This window comes from Amycolatopsis orientalis DSM 40040 = KCTC 9412 (genome assembly GCF_000478275.1).
Lineage (GTDB): Bacteria > Actinomycetota > Actinomycetes > Mycobacteriales > Pseudonocardiaceae > Amycolatopsis > Amycolatopsis orientalis.
This window is the reverse complement of the sequence record NZ_ASJB01000061.1, coordinates 196399-216023: the sequence shown is the minus strand read 5'-3', so window position 1 is coordinate 216023 and position 19625 is coordinate 196399. Positions and strand designations below refer to the sequence as shown.

The 19625-nt window shown below is 69.2% G+C and carries 15 protein-coding genes; 7 read left to right on the top strand and 8 right to left on the bottom strand.

Translation table 11 applies throughout. The features are described 5' to 3' along the window. Window positions 1-281 precede the first annotated feature (281 nt). From L324_RS41720 to L324_RS20545, 6 genes are all read right to left on the bottom strand, one after another. Window positions 282-1103, bottom strand: a complete 822-nt coding sequence (locus L324_RS41720) for a hypothetical protein (protein WP_235783592.1) — start codon at window positions 1101-1103, stop codon at window positions 282-284. A 44-nt stretch (window positions 1104-1147) separates the two neighbouring features. Beyond that, on the bottom strand, window positions 1148-3001 hold the full coding sequence (locus tag L324_RS20565) for a glycosyltransferase family 39 protein (protein WP_037310782.1): 1854 nt from the start codon (window positions 2999-3001) through the stop codon (window positions 1148-1150). 4 nt (window positions 3002-3005) lie between these two features. Continuing rightward, window positions 3006-4265: a bifunctional glycosyltransferase family 2/GtrA family protein gene (locus tag L324_RS20560; RefSeq protein WP_037310779.1), complete on the bottom strand. Its 1260-nt coding sequence runs from the start codon at window positions 4263-4265 to the stop codon at window positions 3006-3008. Window positions 4266-4339: 74 nt separating this feature from the next. Then, window positions 4340-6238: an ArnT family glycosyltransferase gene (locus L324_RS20555; RefSeq protein WP_037310776.1), complete on the bottom strand. Its 1899-nt coding sequence runs from the start codon at window positions 6236-6238 to the stop codon at window positions 4340-4342. Between the two features lie 4 nt (window positions 6239-6242). Beyond that, window positions 6243-7781 (bottom strand): sensor histidine kinase, encoded by a 1539-nt coding sequence (locus L324_RS20550; protein WP_037310773.1) that lies wholly within the window; start codon window positions 7779-7781, stop codon window positions 6243-6245. 163 nt (window positions 7782-7944) lie between these two features. After that, on the bottom strand, window positions 7945-9957 hold the full coding sequence (locus L324_RS20545; protein WP_081736411.1) for a fatty acid desaturase: 2013 nt from the start codon (window positions 9955-9957) through the stop codon (window positions 7945-7947). Between the two features lie 464 nt (window positions 9958-10421). Here L324_RS20545 and tig point away from each other — a divergent pair, with 464 nt between their 5' ends. From tig to L324_RS20515, 6 genes are all read left to right on the top strand, one after another. Then, window positions 10422-11792 (top strand): trigger factor, encoded by a 1371-nt coding sequence (tig, locus tag L324_RS20540; RefSeq protein WP_037310768.1) that lies wholly within the window; start codon window positions 10422-10424, stop codon window positions 11790-11792. A gap of 206 nt (window positions 11793-11998) precedes the next feature. Beyond that, entirely contained in the window at window positions 11999-12601 is a 603-nt protein-coding gene (locus tag L324_RS20535) for a ClpP family protease (RefSeq protein ID WP_037310765.1), read from the top strand. A 28-nt stretch (window positions 12602-12629) separates the two neighbouring features. Then, window positions 12630-13301, top strand: a complete 672-nt coding sequence (locus L324_RS20530) for an ATP-dependent Clp protease proteolytic subunit (protein WP_037310762.1) — start codon at window positions 12630-12632, stop codon at window positions 13299-13301. A gap of 243 nt (window positions 13302-13544) precedes the next feature. After that, entirely contained in the window at window positions 13545-14840 is a 1296-nt protein-coding gene (gene clpX / locus L324_RS20525; RefSeq protein ID WP_016332355.1) for an ATP-dependent Clp protease ATP-binding subunit ClpX, read from the top strand. Between the two features lie 104 nt (window positions 14841-14944). Next, the gene (locus L324_RS20520; RefSeq protein ID WP_037310759.1) at window positions 14945-15328 is read left to right on the top strand and encodes a hypothetical protein; all 384 of its coding nucleotides are present in this window, start codon (window positions 14945-14947) and stop codon (window positions 15326-15328) included. A gap of 76 nt (window positions 15329-15404) precedes the next feature. After that, the gene (locus L324_RS20515) at window positions 15405-16331 is read left to right on the top strand and encodes a sensor histidine kinase (protein ID WP_268871946.1); all 927 of its coding nucleotides are present in this window, start codon (window positions 15405-15407) and stop codon (window positions 16329-16331) included. A 43-nt stretch (window positions 16332-16374) separates the two neighbouring features. Here L324_RS20515 and L324_RS20510 read toward each other — a convergent pair whose 3' ends face one another. Together L324_RS20510 and L324_RS20505 are read right to left on the bottom strand one after the other, a co-directional pair. Beyond that, window positions 16375-17316: an alpha/beta hydrolase gene (locus L324_RS20510; protein ID WP_037310753.1), complete on the bottom strand. Its 942-nt coding sequence runs from the start codon at window positions 17314-17316 to the stop codon at window positions 16375-16377. Between the two features lie 97 nt (window positions 17317-17413). Continuing rightward, window positions 17414-18112: a TetR/AcrR family transcriptional regulator gene (locus L324_RS20505; protein WP_037310750.1), complete on the bottom strand. Its 699-nt coding sequence runs from the start codon at window positions 18110-18112 to the stop codon at window positions 17414-17416. Window positions 18113-18184: 72 nt separating this feature from the next. On the opposite strand from L324_RS20505, the gene L324_RS20500 reads away from it, so the two are divergent. Next, window positions 18185-19624: a carotenoid oxygenase family protein gene (locus L324_RS20500; RefSeq protein WP_037310747.1), complete on the top strand. Its 1440-nt coding sequence runs from the start codon at window positions 18185-18187 to the stop codon at window positions 19622-19624. The last annotated feature ends 1 nt before the right edge of the window (window position 19625 follow it).

Below are 19625 nucleotides of genomic sequence, written 5' to 3'. Positions count from 1 at the left end.
ATCCATAACACCGATGGGTGGCTCATCGGCTAGGTCCACTACGGTGCGAAACAATGCATTTAGTCGACTAAATGCGAAAGTCGCCGAGGGATCGCCACGAAACGCACTCACGACCCCTCTTGTAAAGCCGCGCAGGGTGACCCAAAGCGACGGCCGGATCCGCATCCAGAGGACTAAATGCGGCATGCTCGCATCCAGAGGACTAAATGCGGCCAGGCAGCCGCCCACTCAGTTGCGCAGCACCCAGCCGCCAAGCACCCAGCCGCCCGCCAAGTCGGGGCCTACCGCAGTCGTGTGACTAGCGTCCGCAGCCAGCTTTCCGCCATCGCCGGTTCGCGACGCAGATGCCGCACCAACAGATCCCGAGTAGCCTTCGACCGCCCCGCTTGGACGATCTCCACCGCCTCGGCCAGCCCCTTGAGCCGCTCCCCGGAATGCTCGGGCGCGCTCCCGTTCTCGTCCGACCAGCGAGGCTTGGGGAACGACGACGTGAGCTTCGGCTGCGTGTTCCCGAGATAATTCCACACCGGCCACTCCAGCGAGATGTTCCGGACGGCGTTCGCGGGCAGTTCGGCGGGCCAGTCGAAGGTCTGCTGCCAGCGGAACGCCGACGGTGAAGTGTCTTCGCGAATGGTGATGCCGAGGAAGCGGAGCCGTCCACGGATGATGCTCCAGGCCTCTCGCTCGTCTTCGATCCACTCGCGCAGAAGTCCGTAGAGTTCGGTGAAAGTGCCTCCGGTGTAGACGAGGTCGACGAACACCTTCGGTCTGCCGCGGGCGAGATCGTACGGGCTGAGGCCTGCCGAGGCGAGATGTGCGCGGAGACTGTCCACATCGGAATCCGCGAGGCCGTCACCGGTTCCGGCGAACGACAACGGCAGCCGGTGGATCCTTTGCCGCCAAGGGGTTCCGCTCAGCAGGTCGTAGACGCTGTCCGCCGAGCGGCCGACGAAGTACAGCTCCGCGTCACCGGCGCGGGCGATCACCTTCGCCGCGCATTCGATCAGTTCGTCCAGGAACCACAACGCGGGTTTTCCGGCGCGTTCCAGTAGCGTCCCGAGCTGGTCGGGGCGCACGAGATCCCAGCGGTACGGCCGATTCACGCCGTCCAGGATTCCCGTGCGCCCCGGTGGCTGTCGACGCATTTTCAGGAGAGCAGCTTGTACACCGTCTGCTCGCCGACCGTGGTGGCGGTGAAATGCGCGGCGACCCATTCGGCGATCTCGTCCGAGCCGCCGCCGGGCCCGCCGCCGCGGCCGCCCTCGACGTAGTAGGTGATCTCGCCGTCGGCCACGTACCGCTGGAACTCCGCGAGCGTCGGCGCCGGGTCCTGGCCGCTCCAGCCGCCGATGCCGATCACCGACTTCCCGCTCGCGAGTTCCAGGTTCGCCGCCGACTGCGAACTCGACGTCGCCGCCGCCCATTTCGTCGTGGTCGCGGCGAGTGCGGCACCGATCTCCGCCGAGGAGCCTTCTTCCATGCCCGGTCCGCCCATGCCTCGCTCGCCACCGGTGTTCGGCCCCGACAGAGGGATCGAGCCGGAATGCGCCTGTGAAGCGGTTTCGACGCCGTATGCGACGGTGCCGAGCCCGACCGTCAGCACGGCCGCCGCCGCGACGACGGCGACGAGTTTGCGCAGCGGCGGGACACCCACCAGTACGACGGTCGCGGTCACCAGGCCCAGGCCCGCGATGATCCAGCGCAGCGCGGGAAGCCAGTCGGCGTCGCGGTCGAGCAGGATGTACGCCCAGATCGCGCTGGCCGCGATCATCAGCGACAGGAACACCCGCGGCGCGAGATGCGCCCGGCCACGCCACAGCGAGGTCCCGGAGATCGCCACCACGGCGGCGATCGACGGCGCCAGCGCGACGGAGTAATACGGGTGGACGATGCCGCTCATGTAGCTGAACACCAGTGAGGTGACGAGCATCCAGCCGCCCCACACGACGAGCGCGGCCCGGGTCCGATCGGTACGCGAGGCCCGTCGGGTGAACCACAGTCCCGCCACCAGGCCGATCAGCGCGGCGGGCAGCAGCCACGACACCTCGCCGCCGAAGCTGGCCCCGAACATGCGGGTCAGGCCACTTTCACCGCCGAAGCCGACGTTCCCGCCGCCCATGCCCCCGCCCGAACCGCCGACGATCATGCCCCCGCCGCTCCTGCCGAAGATCCGGCCGAGCCCGTTGTAGCCGAGTGCCAGTTCGAGCAGGCTGTCGTCGGCCGATCCGCCGATGTAGGGCCGGGAGCCGGTCGGCCACAGGTCGACCAGCGCGATGAACCAGCCCGCGGAGACGACCACCGCGACGACCGCCCCGCCGAGGTGGAGCAGGCGTTTGCCCAGCGACGCCGGCGCGGCGATCAGGTAGGCGAGCCCGAACGCGGGCAGCACCAGGAACGCCTGCATCATCTTGGTCAGGAAGCCGAATCCGATGGCCACCCCGGCAAAGGCCAGCCAGCGCGGGCTCGCCTTTTCGATCGCGCGGACAGTGCAGTACGCGCCGGCGATCAGCAGCAGGGTCAGCAGCGCGTCGGGGTTGTTGAACTTGAACATGAGCGCGGCGACCGGGGTGACGGCGAGCGCCGCACCGGCGAACAGGCCGGCGACCGGCCCGGAGGTCCGCTTCACCGTCAGGTACAGCAGGCCGACCGAGGCGACTCCCATCAGGGCCTGCGGGGCCAGCACGGTAAAACTCGAGAAGCCGAAGAGCCGCGCGAACGCCGTCGTGACCCACAGCGCGGCCGGGGGTTTGTCGACGGTCAGCACGTTCCCCGCGTCGAGCGAGCCGAACAGCCACGCCTTCCAGTCCTGGGTGCCGGACTGGACCGCTGCGGCGTAGAAGGAGTTGCCGTAGCCGGAGGCGGTCAGGTTCCAGAAGTACAGCAGCGCGGTCGCGGCGAGCAGTGAGAAGACGGCGGGGCGAACCCAGCGGCTCGGCGGTTCCGTGACGTTTTCCTTGACAGGGCCGGGTTCCACCCGGGAAGCGAGGGCGGTGGTGGTCATGGGTTCAGCTCTCCATCTCGGTGGCGGGCTGACGGCGGGAGCGGAACACCCAGCCGCGCAGCAACAGGAAACGCAGCACGGTGGCCGCGAGGTTCGCGAGGACGAGCGCGGTGATCTCGAGCGGCAGCCCCGGCGCCGTCATCGTGTGCAGCAGCGCCAGCGCGCCACTGGTGAGCGCGAGCCCCAGACCGAACACGATGAGGCCCTGGAACTGGTGCAGTCCGGCGCCCGCCCGGCCGCGGATGCCGAAGGTCAGCCGCCGGTTGAGCGCGGTGTTGCCGATCGCCGTCACCAGCAGTGCGACCAGGTTCGCCACCTGCGCGCCGGTGAACGTCCGCAGCAGCAGGAAGAGCACGAGGTACGCGAGGGTGCTGGCGACGCCGACGGCGGCGAACCGCACCAGCTGCCGCACCAGGCTCGGCGCCACACCCGGCGCCTGTACCTGGATCGGCGCGCGGCCGAGCTGCTCGCGCAGGCCGCTGATCGGCACCTCGCCGGTCAGCGTCGCCTTGGTCAGCCGCGCGATGCCCTTGAGGTCGGCGGTCGCGGTGGCGACGATGTTCACCGACGAATCGGGATCGTCGACCCAGTCGACGGGGACCTCGTGGATCCGCAGTCCCGCCTTCTGCGCCAGCACGAGCAGTTCGGTGTCGAAGAACCAGCCGGTGTCCTGGATGTGCGGGAGCAGCTGTCCGGCGACGTCGGCGCGGATCGCCTTGAACCCGCATTGCGCGTCACTGAACCTCGCCGCCAGTGTGCCGCGCAGGATCAGGTTGTAGCAACGGGAAATGAACTCCCGCTTGGGTCCGCGCACCACCCGCGCGCCGCGGGCGAGCCTGCTGCCGATCGCCAGATCCGAGTGCCCGGAGAGCAGCGGCGCGACGAGCGGGCCGAGCGCGGCCAGATCGGTCGAGAGGTCGACGTCCATGTAGGCGAGCACCGGGGCGTCCGATGTGGACCAGACCGCGCGCAGCGCGCGGCCGCGTCCTTTTTCGTCGAGGTGAAGGACTTCGACCTCGTCGAACTCCCGGCTGAGCCTCTTCGCCACGGGCAGCGTGCCGTCCGTGCTGGCGTTGTCCGCGACGGTGATCCGGAACGGGTAGGGGAACTGCTCCAGCAGATGATCACGCAGACGGCGGACGCACGGTTCGAGGTCGGCTTCCTCGTTGTAGACGGGGATGACGATGTCGAGGACGGGGGAGCCGGTCGGGATGATGGCGGGGCGGCGGCCGGTGCCGGCGCCGGGGATGATCGCGGCTGTCATGTCTTCAACCTCGGCCATCGCGCTGAGGCGGGGTTGTGTCCCGCCTGTGCCGTCGCTGTGTTCCGTCACCGGGTTCACCGGGTGAGGTCGTAGACGGTGACACCGTCCACAGTGGTCGGTTGGTAGGTTTCCGCGACCCAGGCGGCGATCCGCTCGGCGGCGTCACTGCCGGTCTCGCCGCGCATCATCATGCCGTCACCGAGGAAGTAGTGGATCCGTCCACTTCGGACATATTCCTGGAACTGTTCCAGGGTGGGAGCCGGATCCGTGCCGTTGAACCCACCGACGGCCATGACCGGCGCGCCGCTGCCGAGCTGGTAACCCGCCGCGTTGTTCGAGCCCACCGTCGCGGCCGTCCAGGTGTACTTCGCACTGTCCTGTCGAAGCAGGGCGGTGAGGCTCTCCCCGGGCAGACTCGTCCCCAGCAGACCGCCACCCGCGCCGCCAGGCCCGCCTTGTCCGCCGATGACGATCCCGCCGCCACCCGGTCCCATGCCGCGTCCATTGTTCGGGCCCGCCGAGGGCAGTGCGCCGGAATGGGGAGTGGCCGCAGTGGCGACCGTGTACGCACCGGTGCCCGCGAGAACGGTGACGAGCGCGCCGACGGCGACCAGGCGTCTCGCGGCCACAGGCAACCGCGAAGCGAAGAAGACCAGGATCGCGCACAGGAGACCGGCCACGAGGATCGCGATCGCGAGTCCGGGAAGCCAGGTGGAATGCCGTGACAGCAGGAGATACGCGGTCAGCGCGGTCAGCCCGATCCCGGCGCTCAAGGTGGCCGCCGCGGCCGGATTGCCGCGGGCACGCCACAATTGCGCACCCGCGATCCCGACGAGCGCGGCGATCGCCGGGGCGAGAGCGATCGTGTAGTACGCGTGGATGATGCCGCTCATGAAGCTGAACACCGCGGCGGTCACCAGGAACCAGCCGCCCCACAGGATCAGCGCCGCGCGCTCCCGGTCGGTGCGCCTGGCATGGCGGGTGAACCACAAACCGGCGGCCAGCGCGATGACGGCGGCCGGGAGCAGCCAGCCGATCCCGCCCGCCATCTCGGTGCCGAACAACCGGTCCCAGCCGGTGCCGCCCCAGCCACCGTTCCGGCCGCCGCCGACACTGCCGACCTCGTCGCCGGTGATGCGGCCCAAACCGTTGTAGCCCAGGGCGAGTTCCCACAGGCTGTTCTCCTGCGAGCCGCCGATGTACGGCCGGTCGGCGGCGGGCCACAACGCGACGACGGCGAGATACCAGCCGGCGGAGGCGATGGTCGCGCACAACGCTCCGAGCAGATGCAGCAGGCGTTCGCGTACCGGCGTCGGCGCGGCGATCAGGTAGGCGAGTCCGAACGCGGGCAGCACCAGGAACGCCTGCAACATCTTCGCGAGGAAGCCGAATCCGACGGCGGCCCCGGCCAGCGCCAGCCAGCGCGGGCTCGCGTTCTCCAGCGCGCGCACGACGCAGTACGCGCCCGCGACCAGGAGCAGGACGAGCAGCGAATCGGGGTTGTTGAACCGGAACATCAGCGCGGCGGCCGGGGTGAGGGCGAGGACGGCGCCCGCCAGCAGACCCGCGGCCGGACCCGACGTCCGCCGCACGGTGGCGTACAGCAGCGCCACCGAGCCGACGCCCATCAGCGCCTGCGGCACGAGGACGCTCCAGGCGTTGACGCCGAACAGCCGTGCGGAAAGGCCCATCACCCACAACGCGGCGGGGGTCTTGTCGACCGTGATCGCGTTCGCGGCGTCGCTCGAGCCGAAGAACAGCGCCTTCCAGCTCACCGATCCCGCCTGCGCCGCCGCCGAGTAGAAGGCGTTGGCCCAGCCCGATTCGCCGAGGTTCCAGAGGTAGAGGACGGCGGTGGCGAGCAGGAGCGCGGCGACGGAAGGCCGGGCCCGGCGCGGGCCGGACGGCTGGTTCGCCGTCGCGGCGTCTTCGGTGTCTTCGTCGGCGGCGTCGCGGGAGGCGAGGAGCGTCATGGCCTCAGGGTCGGATGCCGACCTGGGGTGTGGTTGTGCCCAAGCTGTGTACCCGCTGTGGGGATTCGATCACCGGCAGGTACACGGCGAACTCCGTGCGCCCGGGACGGCTGTGCACCTCGATGGTGCCGTGGTGTGCCACCACGATCGCCGACGCGATCGCCATCCCGAGCCCGGTGCTGCCCGCCGTGCGCGAGCGGCTGGAATCCCCGCGGGCGAAGCGTTCGAAGACGCTCGGCAGGAGGTCCGGCGCGATGCCGGGGCCGTCGTCGGTGACGGTCAGCACCGCGGTCCCGTCGTGGGAGTGGCTCAGCGCGGTGATCACCGTGGTGCCCGGCGGGGTGTGGGTGCGCGCGTTGGAGAGCAGGTTCGCCAGCACCTGGTGCAGGCGCTGGACGTCGCCGCGCACCGGCAGCGGCCCGTCCGGCAGCCGCAGTTCCCAGCGGTGGTCCGGACCGGCGACCCGCGCGTCGCCGACGGCGTCCGCGGTCAGCCGGGTGAGGTCGGTGGCCCCCGCTTCGAGCGGCCGTCCGGCGTCGAGCCTCGCCAGCAGGAGGAGATCCTCGACGAGGGTCGTCATCCGGGCGGACTCGGACTGGATGCGGGACAGCGAACGCGCGACCTCGGGTGGCACCAGCGCGCTACCGCGGCCGGCGAGTTCGGCGTAGCCGCGGATCGCCGCGAGCGGGGTACGGAGTTCGTGGCTCGCGTCCGCGACGAACCGGCGGACGCGGGTTTCGCTGGCGTGCCGGGCCTCCAGGGCCTGCGCGATATGCCCGAGCATGAGGTTCAGCGCCGAACCGACCTGGCCGACCTCGGTACGCGGATCGGTGTCGGCCTCGGGCACCCGGACGGAAAGCGCGACCTGGCCGCGGTCGAGCCGCATCGCCGACACGCGGCCTGCGGTCGCCGCGACCCGGTCGAGCGGCCGCAGTGTGCGCCGGACCGCGAACGCGCCGAGGAACCCCGCTCCGACTACTCCCGCGGCCGCGACGCCGAACAGGATCCACCCCACCGTCGTCAGGGTGTCCTGCATCGGGCCGAGCGGGAGGCCGGTGACGACGACGCCGTCGGGGATCGAGACGGCCTGCACCCGGTACTCGCCGAGGCCGCCGAGCGCCAGGGTCATCGGCGGCCGGTCGACCGGCAACGACAGCAACCCGGCCTCCTGCGCGGTCGAGAGGCCTTGCGGAAGTCCTTGCACCGATAGGACTCCGGCGTAGAGGACCCGGTCGCCGGTGAACCGGACGCTCAGCGTCCCCGAGGCTTGGCCGGGTGCGTCGAGCGGATCGGGCCCGGGGCCGGGCAGACCGTCCGGCGGCCGGTTCGCGTAGTCGTGCGCGCGGGCCGACGCCGCCGAGAGCTGACCGTCGATCTGATCGATGAGGAACGACCGCAGGGCGACCTCGCTGACGACGCCGATCACCAGGCAGACGAAGGTGAGCAGCAGCACCATCGAGCCGGTCAGCTTGGTGCGCAAGGAAAGCCGCCCGGGCCGGATCCACCGGCGCGGGCCGGTGGACGGGACCGATCCGGGTGCCATGGCCCGAGGGTGCGCCGCGGTCGTATGCGCGCGGTGTGTCCCGCCTGTGAGCCCCCTGTGTGCCGGGAGCTGAAGGGGACTTTCCCCTCATCTCACGCGGCGAAGGGCGCTTTCCCCGCATGCGATGAGGGGAAAGCGCCCTTCAGCTCACGACCCGGGCACCTCAGCGGTCGTAGTCCACGCTCAGCTCGTCCGAGGTCGCCACCGCCCGGCAGGTCAGGATCCGCCCCTGGGCGACCTCCTCGGCGGCGAGCGCGTAGTGCACGTCCATCCGCGCGCTGCCCCGCACCACCGACGCCCGGCACGTCCCGCAAGCCCCGCCGACGCACGCGTAGGGCGCGTCGACACCGTGCCGCAGCGCCGCGCTGAGCACGGTTTCGCCCGCTGTGGCGGGGATTTCGGCGGTCTTCCCGCCGGCGGTCACGGTCAGCACCGGACCCGGCCGCCGCGACGGACGGACGGGGAGCGCGCCCTGGAACAGTTCGAAGTGGACGTTCTCCTCCGGGACGTCCTTGTCCGCCAGCGTCCGGCGGGCCATGTCGACCAGATCGCGCGGACCGCACAGGAACCAGTCGTCCACCTTCGCCGGGTGCAGCCGCGCCTGCAGCAGCGCGCGGAGACGGATGCCGTCGAGGCGGCCGCGCTGGTAGCGCTCGTGCGAGATCGCCAGCGCCTCCCCGACGGTGTCGAACGGCTTTTCGGTCCGTTGCCTGCGCAGATCCGGGTCGCGTTCGTCGGTGCGGTAGTGCACGACGTGCAGCCGTCCGCCGAGCCGCGCGGCGAGGCCGCCGAGTTCGTCGGCGAACATCGTGCTGGCGCCGGAGGTGTTGATGTACAGCAGGGTCGCCCGGCTGTGCGGTTCGGTCAGCAGGGTCGAGGCCAGGATCGACAGGATCGGCGTGATCCCGCTCCCCGCGGCGAGCGCCACGTACCGGCCGGTGCGGCCCGGTTCGGGGGTTAGCGTGAACATACCGTCAGGGGGTAACACGTCCAGCACGTCGCCCGCCGCCAGTTCGGTGGTGGCGAACGTCGAGAACGCGCCGCCGAGCTGATGCTTGATCGCGATCCGCAGTACCCCGGACTCCGGCGTCGAACAGATCGAGTACGCGCGCCGCACCTCTTCGCCGTCGACCTCCGCGCGGATGACGACGTGCTGGCCGGGGGTGAACCGGAAGGTCTCCCTGAGCCGCTCCGGCACGTCGAACGTCACGGTGACGGCACCTTCGCACAGCGGCCGGACCTCGGCGACCCGCAGCGGGTGGAACAGGCTCGGCCGCGGCGGCTGGGGAGCCGGGGGCTCCTCGGTGAGCGAGCCGGTCAGCTGACGCCATTCGCGGTACTCCGAGGACGTCAGCTCGCGGCCCCAGGCGGTCGCGATCGGGACGTCCCTGGCGAGGTAGGCGTCGCGGTTGTCCTTCCAGATCCGCAGGTACCGGTAGAACGGGATCGCCGGGTGGAGATGGTGCACCAGGTGGTAGTTCTGGCACAGCATGATCGGTGTCATCAGCCATTCGAGCCCGACGCGGACGCGGGTGGCACCGAACCGGTCCTGCCGTCGGGCCCCGAGATCGTGATGCGGGAGCCAGTCGAACCACCAGGCCAGCACGGCCAGCCCGACGCGTTGCGGGATCAGGTAGATCACCAGCAGTTCCCAGCCGTGGCCGGTCGCGGCCAGCCAGGCGAAGGCGGCGAGGCTCAGCGTGACGACGGCCGCGGTCTCGATCCGCTCCGACCGCGGCCGCGTGCGCTGCCGCGCCACGTAGAAGCGGGCGTACCAGAAGTCGATGGTCAGCCACCGCAGCGGCAGTTGCCACCAGGGGCCGTGCGCGGTCCACGCGTCGGGATCGGTGTGCGCGTCCTCGTTGGTGTTGCGGTGGTGCTCCAGATGGATGTAGCGCACCAGGGGAAAGGAGCCGTAGCTCGCCACGAACGGCATCGCGAGCCTGCCGAGCAGTTCGTTGACCCAGGTGAGCTGCCCGGCCGCGTGATGCGTCGACTCGTGCAGCACGGTGAACATGGTGAAGGTGACCAGCGCGTGCAGCGGCATGGTCACCCACAACGACGCGGCCTCGGTGACCACGAGCCAGGTGGCGCCCGTCCAGACCATCACCCCGCCGGTGAACAGCAGCACCGTCGGCACCGAGACCACCGGGAGCGGGATCCGCGGGTTGGGCACACCGCGTGACGCGGGTCTTGCCGGAAGGTTCCCCGTGTCCTCGGACCGGGTGGCGGTGACGGTCATCGATCGGTCCCCTCGGTCGATGCTGCCGGGACAAGCCGTCACACCGTAGACAATTAGTACTGGTTTGTAAACTTCAACGACCTGCCGAATGGCCTTGTGACGGCGCCCGATGGTGGAGTGTTACCGACGACCGTGTCCAGGAAAGGTCCGCTTCGTAACAGAGAAGAACCGAAAACTGATCCGATCGGGTGGTCCGGGGCCGGTTCGCCGGACGGTCCCCGAAACCTGTGCTCGGCCCGGGGCGAGGGGCCGGAGGCCGTTCGGGCGGCCCCGGACCCGGGGCGACGATCCGCGGGGCCTAGACTCGGACGGCCCGGTCTGCAAGGCGACCAGGGGACATCCGCTGTGCAGCACATGCGGATGCTCAATCACATCGTTTACCGCTCGAGGAGAATACGTTGAAGAGCACCGTCGAGCAGCTCAGCCCGACGCGAGTCAAGATCAATGTCGAGGTGCCGTTCGACGAGCTCAAGCCGAACTTCGACCGCGCCTACCGCAAGATCGCCCAGCAGGTGCGCATCCCCGGCTTCCGCCCGGGCAAGGCGCCGGCTCGCGTGCTGGAAAGCCGGATCGGGCGAGCCCCGGTGCTCGACGAGGTCGTCAACGAGGTCATTCCGGCCAAGTACATGGAGGCCGTGCGCGCGGGCGAGGTCCGCACGCTGGGTCAGCCCGAGTTCGAGGTGACCAAGCTCGAGGACCGTGAGGTGCTCGAGTTCACCGCCGAGGTCGACATCCGCCCGGAGATCTCGCTGCCCGACCTCGAAGGCTTCTCGGTCAGCGTCGACGACGTCGAACTGACCGACGCCGAGGTCGACGAGCAGCTCGACGAGCTGCGCGCCCGCTTCGGCACGCTGACCGGTGTCGACCGGCCCGCCGAGAACGGCGACTTCGTCTCGATCGACCTCGCGGCCACCGTCGACGGCCAGGAGGTCGAGGAGGCCTCGACCACCGGCCTGTCCTACGAGATCGGCTCCGGCCAGCTCGTCGACGGTATCGACGAGGCGATCATCGGCGCGAACGCGGGCGAGACCAAGACCTTCACCACGAAGCTGGTCGCCGGCGAGCACGCGGGCAAGGACGCCGAGGTCACCGTCACCGTGCAGACCATCAAGCAGCGCGAGCTGCCCGAGGCGGACGACGAGTTCGCCCAGATGGCGAGCGAGTTCGACACGATCGACGAGCTGAAGGGCGACCTTCGCGAGCGCCTCGGCCGCGTCAAGAAGATGCAGCAGGGCGTCCAGGCCCGTGACAAGGTCCTCGAGGAGCTGCTCGAGCGCACCGAGGTCGCGATCCCGGAGAAGGTCCTCGAAGCCGAGATCGAGAACCGCAAGCACGACGCGATCCACCCGTTCGACCACGACGAGGCGCAGTTCGCCAAGGCTCTCGAAGCCGAAGGCCGCACCCTCGAAGAGTTCGACGCCGAGGTTCGCGAGGAGTCGGAGAAGGCGGTCCGCACCCAGCTGCTGCTGGACAGCATCGCCGACGCCGAGCAGACGTCGGTCAACGACGGCGAGCTCACCGAGCGGATCATCTACCAGGCGCAGCGCTTCGGCGTCAGCCCGGACGAGTACGTCCAGCGGGCGCAGCAGTCCGGTCAGCTGACCGCGATCTACGCCGACGTCCGCCGCGGCAAGGCGCTGGCCTCGGTGGTCCGCAAGACCACCGTGACCGACGCCTCGGGCACCGCGGTCGACCTCGAGGAGCTGTTCGGCCCCGCAGCCGAGGAGACGCAGGTCACCGAAGAGACCGCGAAGACTGCGGCCGAGTAGGGAATACGCGGTCCGCGTGAAAAGGACCGTAAAGCTGTAAGCGAACTTGGGCGGTGTCAGGCATTCTGCACCGCCCAAGTTCGTTAGGGTCGGTTGCAAGATCTTCAGCATCTGGAGACGGCAACAGCATCTGGACACGCAGCATCTGGACACAACAGCGGCGGCGAGGCACGGCCACGCCGCCGTCGGCGAAAAGGCAGGCAGACGTGACGCAGCACACGCCCGAGGCGCGGACCGGTACCGCAGGGCTCAACCTCACCGACTCGGTCTTCGAGCGGTTGCTCCAGGAACGCATCGTCGTCCTCGGCTCCGAGGTCAACGACGAGGTCGCGAACCGGATCACCGCCCAGCTGTTGCTGCTGGACGCCGATGACTCCGAGTCGGACATCCGCTTCTACATCAACTCGCCCGGTGGCTCGGTCACCGCGGGCTTCGCGATCTACGACACCATGCAGCTGATCCGCCCGGACGTCGCGACCTACGCGATGGGCCTGGCCGCGTCGATGGGGCAGTTCCTGCTGTCCTCCGGCACGCCCGGCAAGCGGTACGCGCTGCAGCACGCGCGCATCCTCATGCACCAGCCCTCGGCCGGCGTCGGCGGCACCGCCTCCGACATCGCCATCCAGGCCGAGGTGTTCGGGAAGTGGAAGCAGGAGCTGGCCAAGATCACGGCCGAGCAGACCGGGCAGACGGTCGAGCAGATCGTCAAGGACGGCGACCGCGACCGCTGGTTCACCGCGCAGGAGGCGAAGGACTACGGCTTCGTCGACCAGGTCCTCACGCGCGAGAACCCGCTTCCCAACCGCTGATCCGCGCCGGCACACAGGAGAATTCCCCATGAGCAACTTCCAGCTTCCGATCGGGTCGCAGGCCCAGGGACCGCAGTCGCGGCTCCAGCTGCCGCAGTCGCGGTACGTCCTGCCCTCCTACGTCGAGCGCACCAGCTACGGCATCAAGGAGTCGAACCCGTACAACAAGCTCTACGAAGAGCGTCAGATCATGCTCGGCGTGCAGATCGACGACGCGTCGGCGAACGACGTGATGGTCCAGCTGCTGCACCTCGAGCACGAGGACCCGGACCGCGACATCATGATCCTGATCAACTCGCCCGGTGGCTCGTTCACCGCGCTGATGGCGATCTACGACACGATGCAGTACGTCCGGCCCGACATCGTCACCATGTGCATCGGCCAGGCCGCCTCGGCCGCCGCGGTGCTGCTGGCGGCCGGTACCCCCGGCAAGCGGTTCACGCTGCCGAACTCGCGGGTGCTGATCCACCAGCCCGCCACCGAGGGCACCTACGGCCAGGTCTCGGACCTGGAGATCCAGGCCAACGAGATCCAGCGTGTGCGCCGCCAGATGGAGGTCATCCTCGCCAAGCACACGAACAAGGACGCCGACGACGTCAAGAAGGACATCGAGCGCGACAAGATCCTGACGGCCGACGAGGCCAAGGCGTACGGGATCGTCGACGAGGTGCTCGAGTACCGGAAGGCTTCGAGCAGCTGATCGCGGACGGGACCGGTGCGTGTCGGGTGACGACACGCACCGGATCCCTGGTCTATGGTCAGCTTCTGGCGTGCTCAGATGTGACGTTGGTTCTCCCGCCGGCGGCATCGGGCGGGTACCGTCAGTGGCAATGTGTGAGGCTCCGATCGGTCATGCGTGACCGGGGGCGACAGTCAGGCGCGGCAGTGCGGGCGCGACAGTGCAGGCGCAGAGAGCGCGCCGGAGGGGACGAGGTCAACGGCCATGGCACGGATCGGTGACGGCGGCGACCTGCTGAAATGTTCTTTCTGCGGCAAGAGCCAAAAGCAGGTGAAGAAGCTCATTGCCGGCCCCGGGGTCTACATCTGCGATGAGTGCATCGATCTCTGCAACGAGATCATCGAGGAAGAACTGGCCGAGGCCGGTGAGGTCAAGCTCGACGAGCTGCCCAAACCCGCCGAGATCCACGAATTCCTCGAGCAGTACATCATCGGCCAGGACGACGCGAAGCGTTCGCTGGCCGTGGCGGTGTACAACCACTACAAGCGTGTGCAGTCCGACGACAAGGCCGGGCCGAAGGACTCCAAGGACGAGACCGTCGAACTGGCGAAGTCCAACATCCTGATGCTCGGGCCGACGGGCTGCGGCAAGACCTATCTGGCCCAGACGCTGGCGAAGATGCTGAACGTCCCGTTCGCGATCGCGGACGCCACGGCGCTCACCGAAGCCGGTTACGTGGGCGAGGACGTCGAGAACATCCTGCTCAAGCTGATCCAGGCGGCGGACTACGACGTCAAGCGGGCCGAGACGGGCATCATCTACATCGACGAGGTCGACAAGATCGCCCGGAAGTCGGAGAACCCGTCGATCACCCGCGACGTGTCCGGTGAGGGCGTGCAGCAGGCGCTGCTGAAGATCCTCGAGGGCACCACCGCCTCGGTGCCGCCGCAGGGCGGCCGCAAGCATCCGCACCAGGAGTTCATCCAGATCGACACGACGAACGTGCTGTTCATCGTGGCCGGCGCGTTCGCCGGGCTGGAGAAGATCATCAACGAGCGGGTCGGCAAGCGCGGCCTCGGTTTCGGCGCGGAGATCCGCACCAAGGCCGAGATCGACGAGAGCGACATCTTCTCCGACACCATGCCGGAGGACCTGATCAAGTTCGGGCTGATCCCGGAGTTCATCGGCAGGCTCCCGGTCGTGGCGACGGTGACCCACCTGGACAAGGACTCGCTGGTCAGCATCTTGACCACGCCGCGCAACGCGCTGGTGAAGCAGTACAAGAAGCTCTTCGAGATGGACAACGTCGAGCTGGAGTTCACCAAGACCGCGCTCGAGGCCATCGCCGACCAGGCCGTGCTCCGCGGCACCGGCGCCCGCGGCCTGCGCGCGATCATGGAAGAGGTCCTGCAGCCGGTCATGTACGACATCCCCAGCCGCGACGACGTCGCGAAGGTCGTCATCACCGAGCAGACCGTCCGCGAGAACGTGAACCCGACGATCGTGGCGCGTCAGCCGTCACGCCGTCGCAGTAGCGAGCGCGGCGAGAAGTCCGCCTGACCACGGCGAGATCTTCGTCACCGATGCCCCGGCCGGACGCTTCCGGCCGGGGCATCGGTTTCTCCGGTCCCGTCCGGCCGGTGACCGGATCGAGATAGGATGCGATGGTGCCGCTGACTTCCACGAAGGACGAGAACGAGGCTCCCGAGCTGGCAGCCGCGAGTCCACGCGAGGTCAGGGGACTCGTCGAACTCACCGAACGCATCGTCATCGGGGCCTATCGCGGGCACCCGTGGATCCCGCGCGCGCTGACGATCACGCTCGGCGTGCTGGTGGCGACCTGCCTGGTGGCGGGCGTCGTCCGGTTGTCGCCGTTGCCGTTGATCCCGCTGCCCCTGTTCGCCGTTTCGGGCTACGCGCTCATCCGGGTCAAGGCGGCGCGGAGCGCGGAGGCGAATCGCGCGCTCGTCGCCTGGACGGGGCTGTTCACCGCTGCGACGCTCGCCGGATTCTGGTTGATCTCGATGGCGGGACGCTGGGTCGGCTGATCGGCCCGGCGGATTTTCTTTCGTTTCCCTCCGTTAGCAGGGTTTCAGAATCGCCCCGACGGGGTAAGACGAGACCGTGACAGTCACCGCGGGGCCCTTCCTCCACGTGGGCTTGCTCTACTCCGGTGACTCCGAGTACCTGGACGGAACACTTCCGTACATCCTTGAGGGTCTGAAGCGTGACGAGCCCGTCGCCGTGGCCGTCCCCGGCCGGAACCTCACCCTCATCGAAGAGGCGCTGGGCGACGCGGCCGCCGAAGTCGAACTCATCGACATGACCGAAGCGGGCCGCAATCCGGGCCGCATCCTCCCCGGGGTGCTCCTCGCGTTCGCGGACAACCGGCCGGGGCCGGTACGGATCATCGGCGAGCCGATCTGGGCGGGGCGGTCCGAGATCGAATATCCGGCGTGCGCGCAGCACGAGGCGCTGATCAACTTCGCGTTCGGCGAACGCGACCTCAGCATCCTGTGCCCGTACGACCGGACCCGTCTCGACGACGACGTCCTCGCCGACGCCGAGCGGACCCACCCGATCCTTTCCGGCGCCGAGGGGGACCGCCCGAGCGAGGGCTACGCCCCCGACGCGGTCGTCGACAAGTACAACCTGCCGCTGCCCGAACCGCGGACGGCCGACACGTTCCGCTTCGATCTCTCCAGGCTCTCCGCGGTACGCCGGTTCGCCCAGGAACGCGCCGAGGTGAGCGGGCTCGGACCGGGCCGGGTGGAGGATCTCGTGCTCGCCGTGGCGGAACTGTCCACCAACAGCGTGCTGCACGGCTCGGGTGAGGGCGTCGTCCGCATCTGGAGTGAAGGGGACCATGTCCTCTGCGAGGTCGTCGACGAAGGCACGCTGAGCGATCCGCTGGCGGGCAGGCGGCCCGCCACCCCCGGGCAGATCGGCGGCCGCGGCCTGGTCCTGGTGAACCAGGTCGCCGACCTGGTCCGCCAATACCTCCGGCCGGGCTCCACCGTCACGAGGATCTTCTTCCGTCACCGCTCGTGAGTGGTAATGACGGTTCTAACCGTCATTACCACTCACGAGCGGTTCAGGCGTTCTTCGGGACGTGCTTGCCCAGGAACGCGATCAGGCTCGGCACGACCGTGCGGTTGAAGGTGTCGCCGTGCTTGCCGCGCGCGGTGTGCGCGACCGCGGGCCGTGCTTCGTCGATGAACTTCCGCACCCCGCCGATGAACGGGTCCTCGGTGCCGCACCAGATCCCGGTCGGCACCTTCTTGGTGATCTCGATGTGGCGCAACGGATCCAGCGAACCCCAGTCAGTGGCGTCGCGGAACGCGCGCCGTTTGCTCATCTCCGCCCACGACGTGATCAGCGCGGGCGCGAGCGCCGCGACCGCGGCGGGCGGGCGACGGCGTTCCAGGCGGCGCCGGGTGTAGAGCAGCGCGCCGAAGCCGCCCATCGACAGCCCGGTCGCGGCGAACGGCAGCCCGTCCCGGCCGCCGAGGCCGCGGGCGGCCAGCCAGCGGGGGACCTCTTCGAGCAGCATCGCCATCGGGTTGTCGCCGGGCTGGTTCTCGTGCCAGTAGTGATCGCCGCCGTCGACCGCGACGAACCCGAACGGGGGCACGGCCTTGCGCGCGACGTCACTGCCGAGTTGCTTGAGCAGCCCGGTGGGGGCCGCGTGCCGGGCGGTGCCGTGGAGACCGTGCAGCATCAGCGACATCGGCAGGCCCTTGGGCGGCGCCTTGGTCGGCAGCATCAGCACGAGATCGACTTCGCGCCCGCGGGCTTCGGAGTAGACGCGTTCGACCCGAGGGCTGCCCAGCTGGGTGGCCGGAGTCGGCGACGCGACGCCCAAGGCTCGCTGGAGCGCTTCGCTGAAGGGCAGGGCTCCGGAGGCTGTTCCGGCGGCGAGTCCCGCGACACCGAGGCCGGAAGCGCCGGCGATCAGCACGGAACGGCGGCTCAGCCACCGTCGGGCGCCCTGCACCCCCGGCAGCGTCGTCTGCCCCTGGTCGTCGTCGTTCACCCGTCCCCGTTCCCCCGTTGCACTTCTACCAGGTCAGACGCACGCTTCGGCTCGAAGGTTGCACGTGTCGCCGACCTGTGACCGGGGTATCGCCGGATCAGGTGCCGATGTTTCCCTCTTTCGCGCGCCATGACTCGATCGAGATCCGCGCGGACCGCGTCGCGGCCTCGAAAGTGTCGCCGAGCCCCACCCCGAGTGCGGTGGCCAGGGGAACCAGGATGTGGTCCACACCATTCTCGCCGTCGCCGAAGTGGCCGGCGACCTCCAGCGTGATGTAGCCGTGCACGGCGCTCCAGAGCTGGGCGGCGACGGCGAACTCCGAGGCCGGGCGGAACCGGCCCGCCTTGATCAGCCGCTCCGCGCCGCGTACGAGGTAGTTGAAGGCTTCGATGCCTTCGTCGCTGAGGGTCCGGCGGGTCTCCTCGCTGGTCAGGTCGCCCAGTGCGGCCTTCTGCCCGTTGGGCTGGCTCTGGCCGAAGGTCACCGCGTAGAGCTGCGGGTTCTCCACGACGGTCCGCCGGTACACCAGCGCCAGGGTGAGGATGTCGGCCGCCGGGTCTTCGGTTTCGGCGATCTCGCCCAGATTGGCCGACAGCCGCCGGAATCCCTCGCGGGCGACCTCGTCCACCAGCGCGCCCATCCCGCCGAAATGGGTGTAGACGGCCATCGTCGACGCGCCGATCTCGGCGGCCAGCTTGCGGGCCTGCAGCGCCTCCGGGCCACCGTCCGAAAGCAACCGGATCGCGGCTTCGATCAGCTTGGCCTTGACCTCGGCGGCCGCGGGTTTCGGTGACATGGTTGCCAGTATTCCATAACCCTGTTATAAATGTATCCATAACCGCGTTATATCCTCGCTAGGGGGCCTGCGATGGGCAACAAGTTCCTCCAGGGCAACTTCGCCCCGGTCAGCCAAGAGCACACGATCACCGAACTGAGCGTCACCGGGCACATCCCGGAGTACCTGGACGGGCGCTACCTGCGGAACGGGCCCAACCCGCTGTCCGAAGTGGACCCGGCGGCCTATCACTGGTTCATGGGCGACGGGATGGTGCACGGCGTGCGGCTGCGCGACGGCCGCGCCGAGTGGTACCGCAACCGCTGGGTCCGCACCCCGGGACTGTCCGAACGGCTCGGCGAGCGCTGGGAGGGCGGCTCGGTCTCGGGGATCGCCTCGCTCGGCGCCAACACCAACGTGATCGGCCACGCGGGCAAGACCCTCGCCCTGATCGAGGGCGGCGTCACGAACGTCGAGCTGACCGACGAGCTGGACACCGTCGGCGCGTGCGACTTCGACGGCACCCTGCCCGGCGGCTACACCGCCCACCCGAAACGCGATCCGGAGACCGGTGAACTGCACGCCGTGTCGTACTTCTTCGGCTGGGGCAACAAGGTGCAGTACTCGGTGATCGACGCGGCAGGCCGGGCCCGGCGCAAGGTCGACATCGAGGTCGCCGGTTCGCCGATGATGCACGACTTCTCCTTGACCGAGAAGTACGTCGTCTTCTACGACCTGCCGGTCACCTTCGAGGTCGAGCAGGCCGTCGCCGCGTCGGTCCCGTCGTTCCTGCGCACCCCGGCGCAACTGGTCGTGTCCGCCCTCGTGGGCAAGGTGAAGGTGCCGGATCCCATCAGCGCGATGCTGCGTCAGCGGGTCCAGGGCAACGCGGACTTCCCGTACCGCTGGAACCCGAAGTACCCGGCGCGGATCGGGGTCATGCCGCGTGAGGGCGGCAACGGCGACGTCCGCTGGTTCGAGGTCGAGCCGTGCTACGTCTTCCACCCGATGAACGCCTACGACGACGGCGACAGCGTCGTGCTGGACGTGGTCCGGCACCCCAAGATGTTCGACAGCGAACTGCGCGGGCCCGCCGAAGGGCCGCCGACCCTGGACCGCTGGACCGTCGACCTGAACGTGGGCAAGGTGATCGAAGAACGTCTCGACGATCAAGGGCAGGAGTTCCCGCGCGTCGACGAGCGGCTGGTCGGGCGTCAGCACCGGTTCGGCTACTCGGTGTCCACAGGAGACGGATCGGCGTCCTCGGGTGCGCTGCTGAAGCACGATCTATGGAAGCGGTCGGTCCAGAGCAGGAAGTTCGGCGAAGGCGCGCAGGTGGGGGAGTTCGTCTTCGTTCCGTCCTCTGTGGACGCCGGTGAGGACGACGGCGTCCTGATGGGTTTCGTCTACGACGCCGCCACGCAGAAGAGCGACCTGACCATCCTGGACGCGAGGACGCTGGAGACGGTCGGCGCCGTCCACCTGCCGGACCGGGTCCCCAACGGCTTCCACGGCAACTGGGTGGGCGCCTGAG

Excerpts from the sequence above, each read along its gene's own strand:
- L324_RS20565 (WP_037310782.1), bottom strand. The coding sequence starts at position 3,001 with ATGACCACCACCGCCCTCGCTTCCCGGGTGGAACCCGGCCCTGTCAAG.
- L324_RS20560 (WP_037310779.1), bottom strand. The coding sequence starts at position 4,265 with ATGACAGCCGCGATCATCCCCGGCGCCGGCACCGGCCGCCGCCCCGCC.
- L324_RS20555 (WP_037310776.1), bottom strand. The coding sequence starts at position 6,238 with ATGACGCTCCTCGCCTCCCGCGACGCCGCCGACGAAGACACCGAAGAC.
- L324_RS20550 (WP_037310773.1), bottom strand. The coding sequence starts at position 7,781 with ATGGCACCCGGATCGGTCCCGTCCACCGGCCCGCGCCGGTGGATCCGG.
- L324_RS20530 (WP_037310762.1), top strand. The coding sequence starts at position 12,630 with ATGAGCAACTTCCAGCTTCCGATCGGGTCGCAGGCCCAGGGACCGCAG.
- clpX (WP_016332355.1), top strand. The coding sequence starts at position 13,545 with ATGGCACGGATCGGTGACGGCGGCGACCTGCTGAAATGTTCTTTCTGC.
- L324_RS20520 (WP_037310759.1), top strand. The coding sequence starts at position 14,945 with ATGGTGCCGCTGACTTCCACGAAGGACGAGAACGAGGCTCCCGAGCTG.
- L324_RS20505 (WP_037310750.1), bottom strand. The coding sequence starts at position 18,112 with ATGTCACCGAAACCCGCGGCCGCCGAGGTCAAGGCCAAGCTGATCGAA.
- L324_RS20500 (WP_037310747.1), top strand. The coding sequence starts at position 18,185 with ATGGGCAACAAGTTCCTCCAGGGCAACTTCGCCCCGGTCAGCCAAGAG.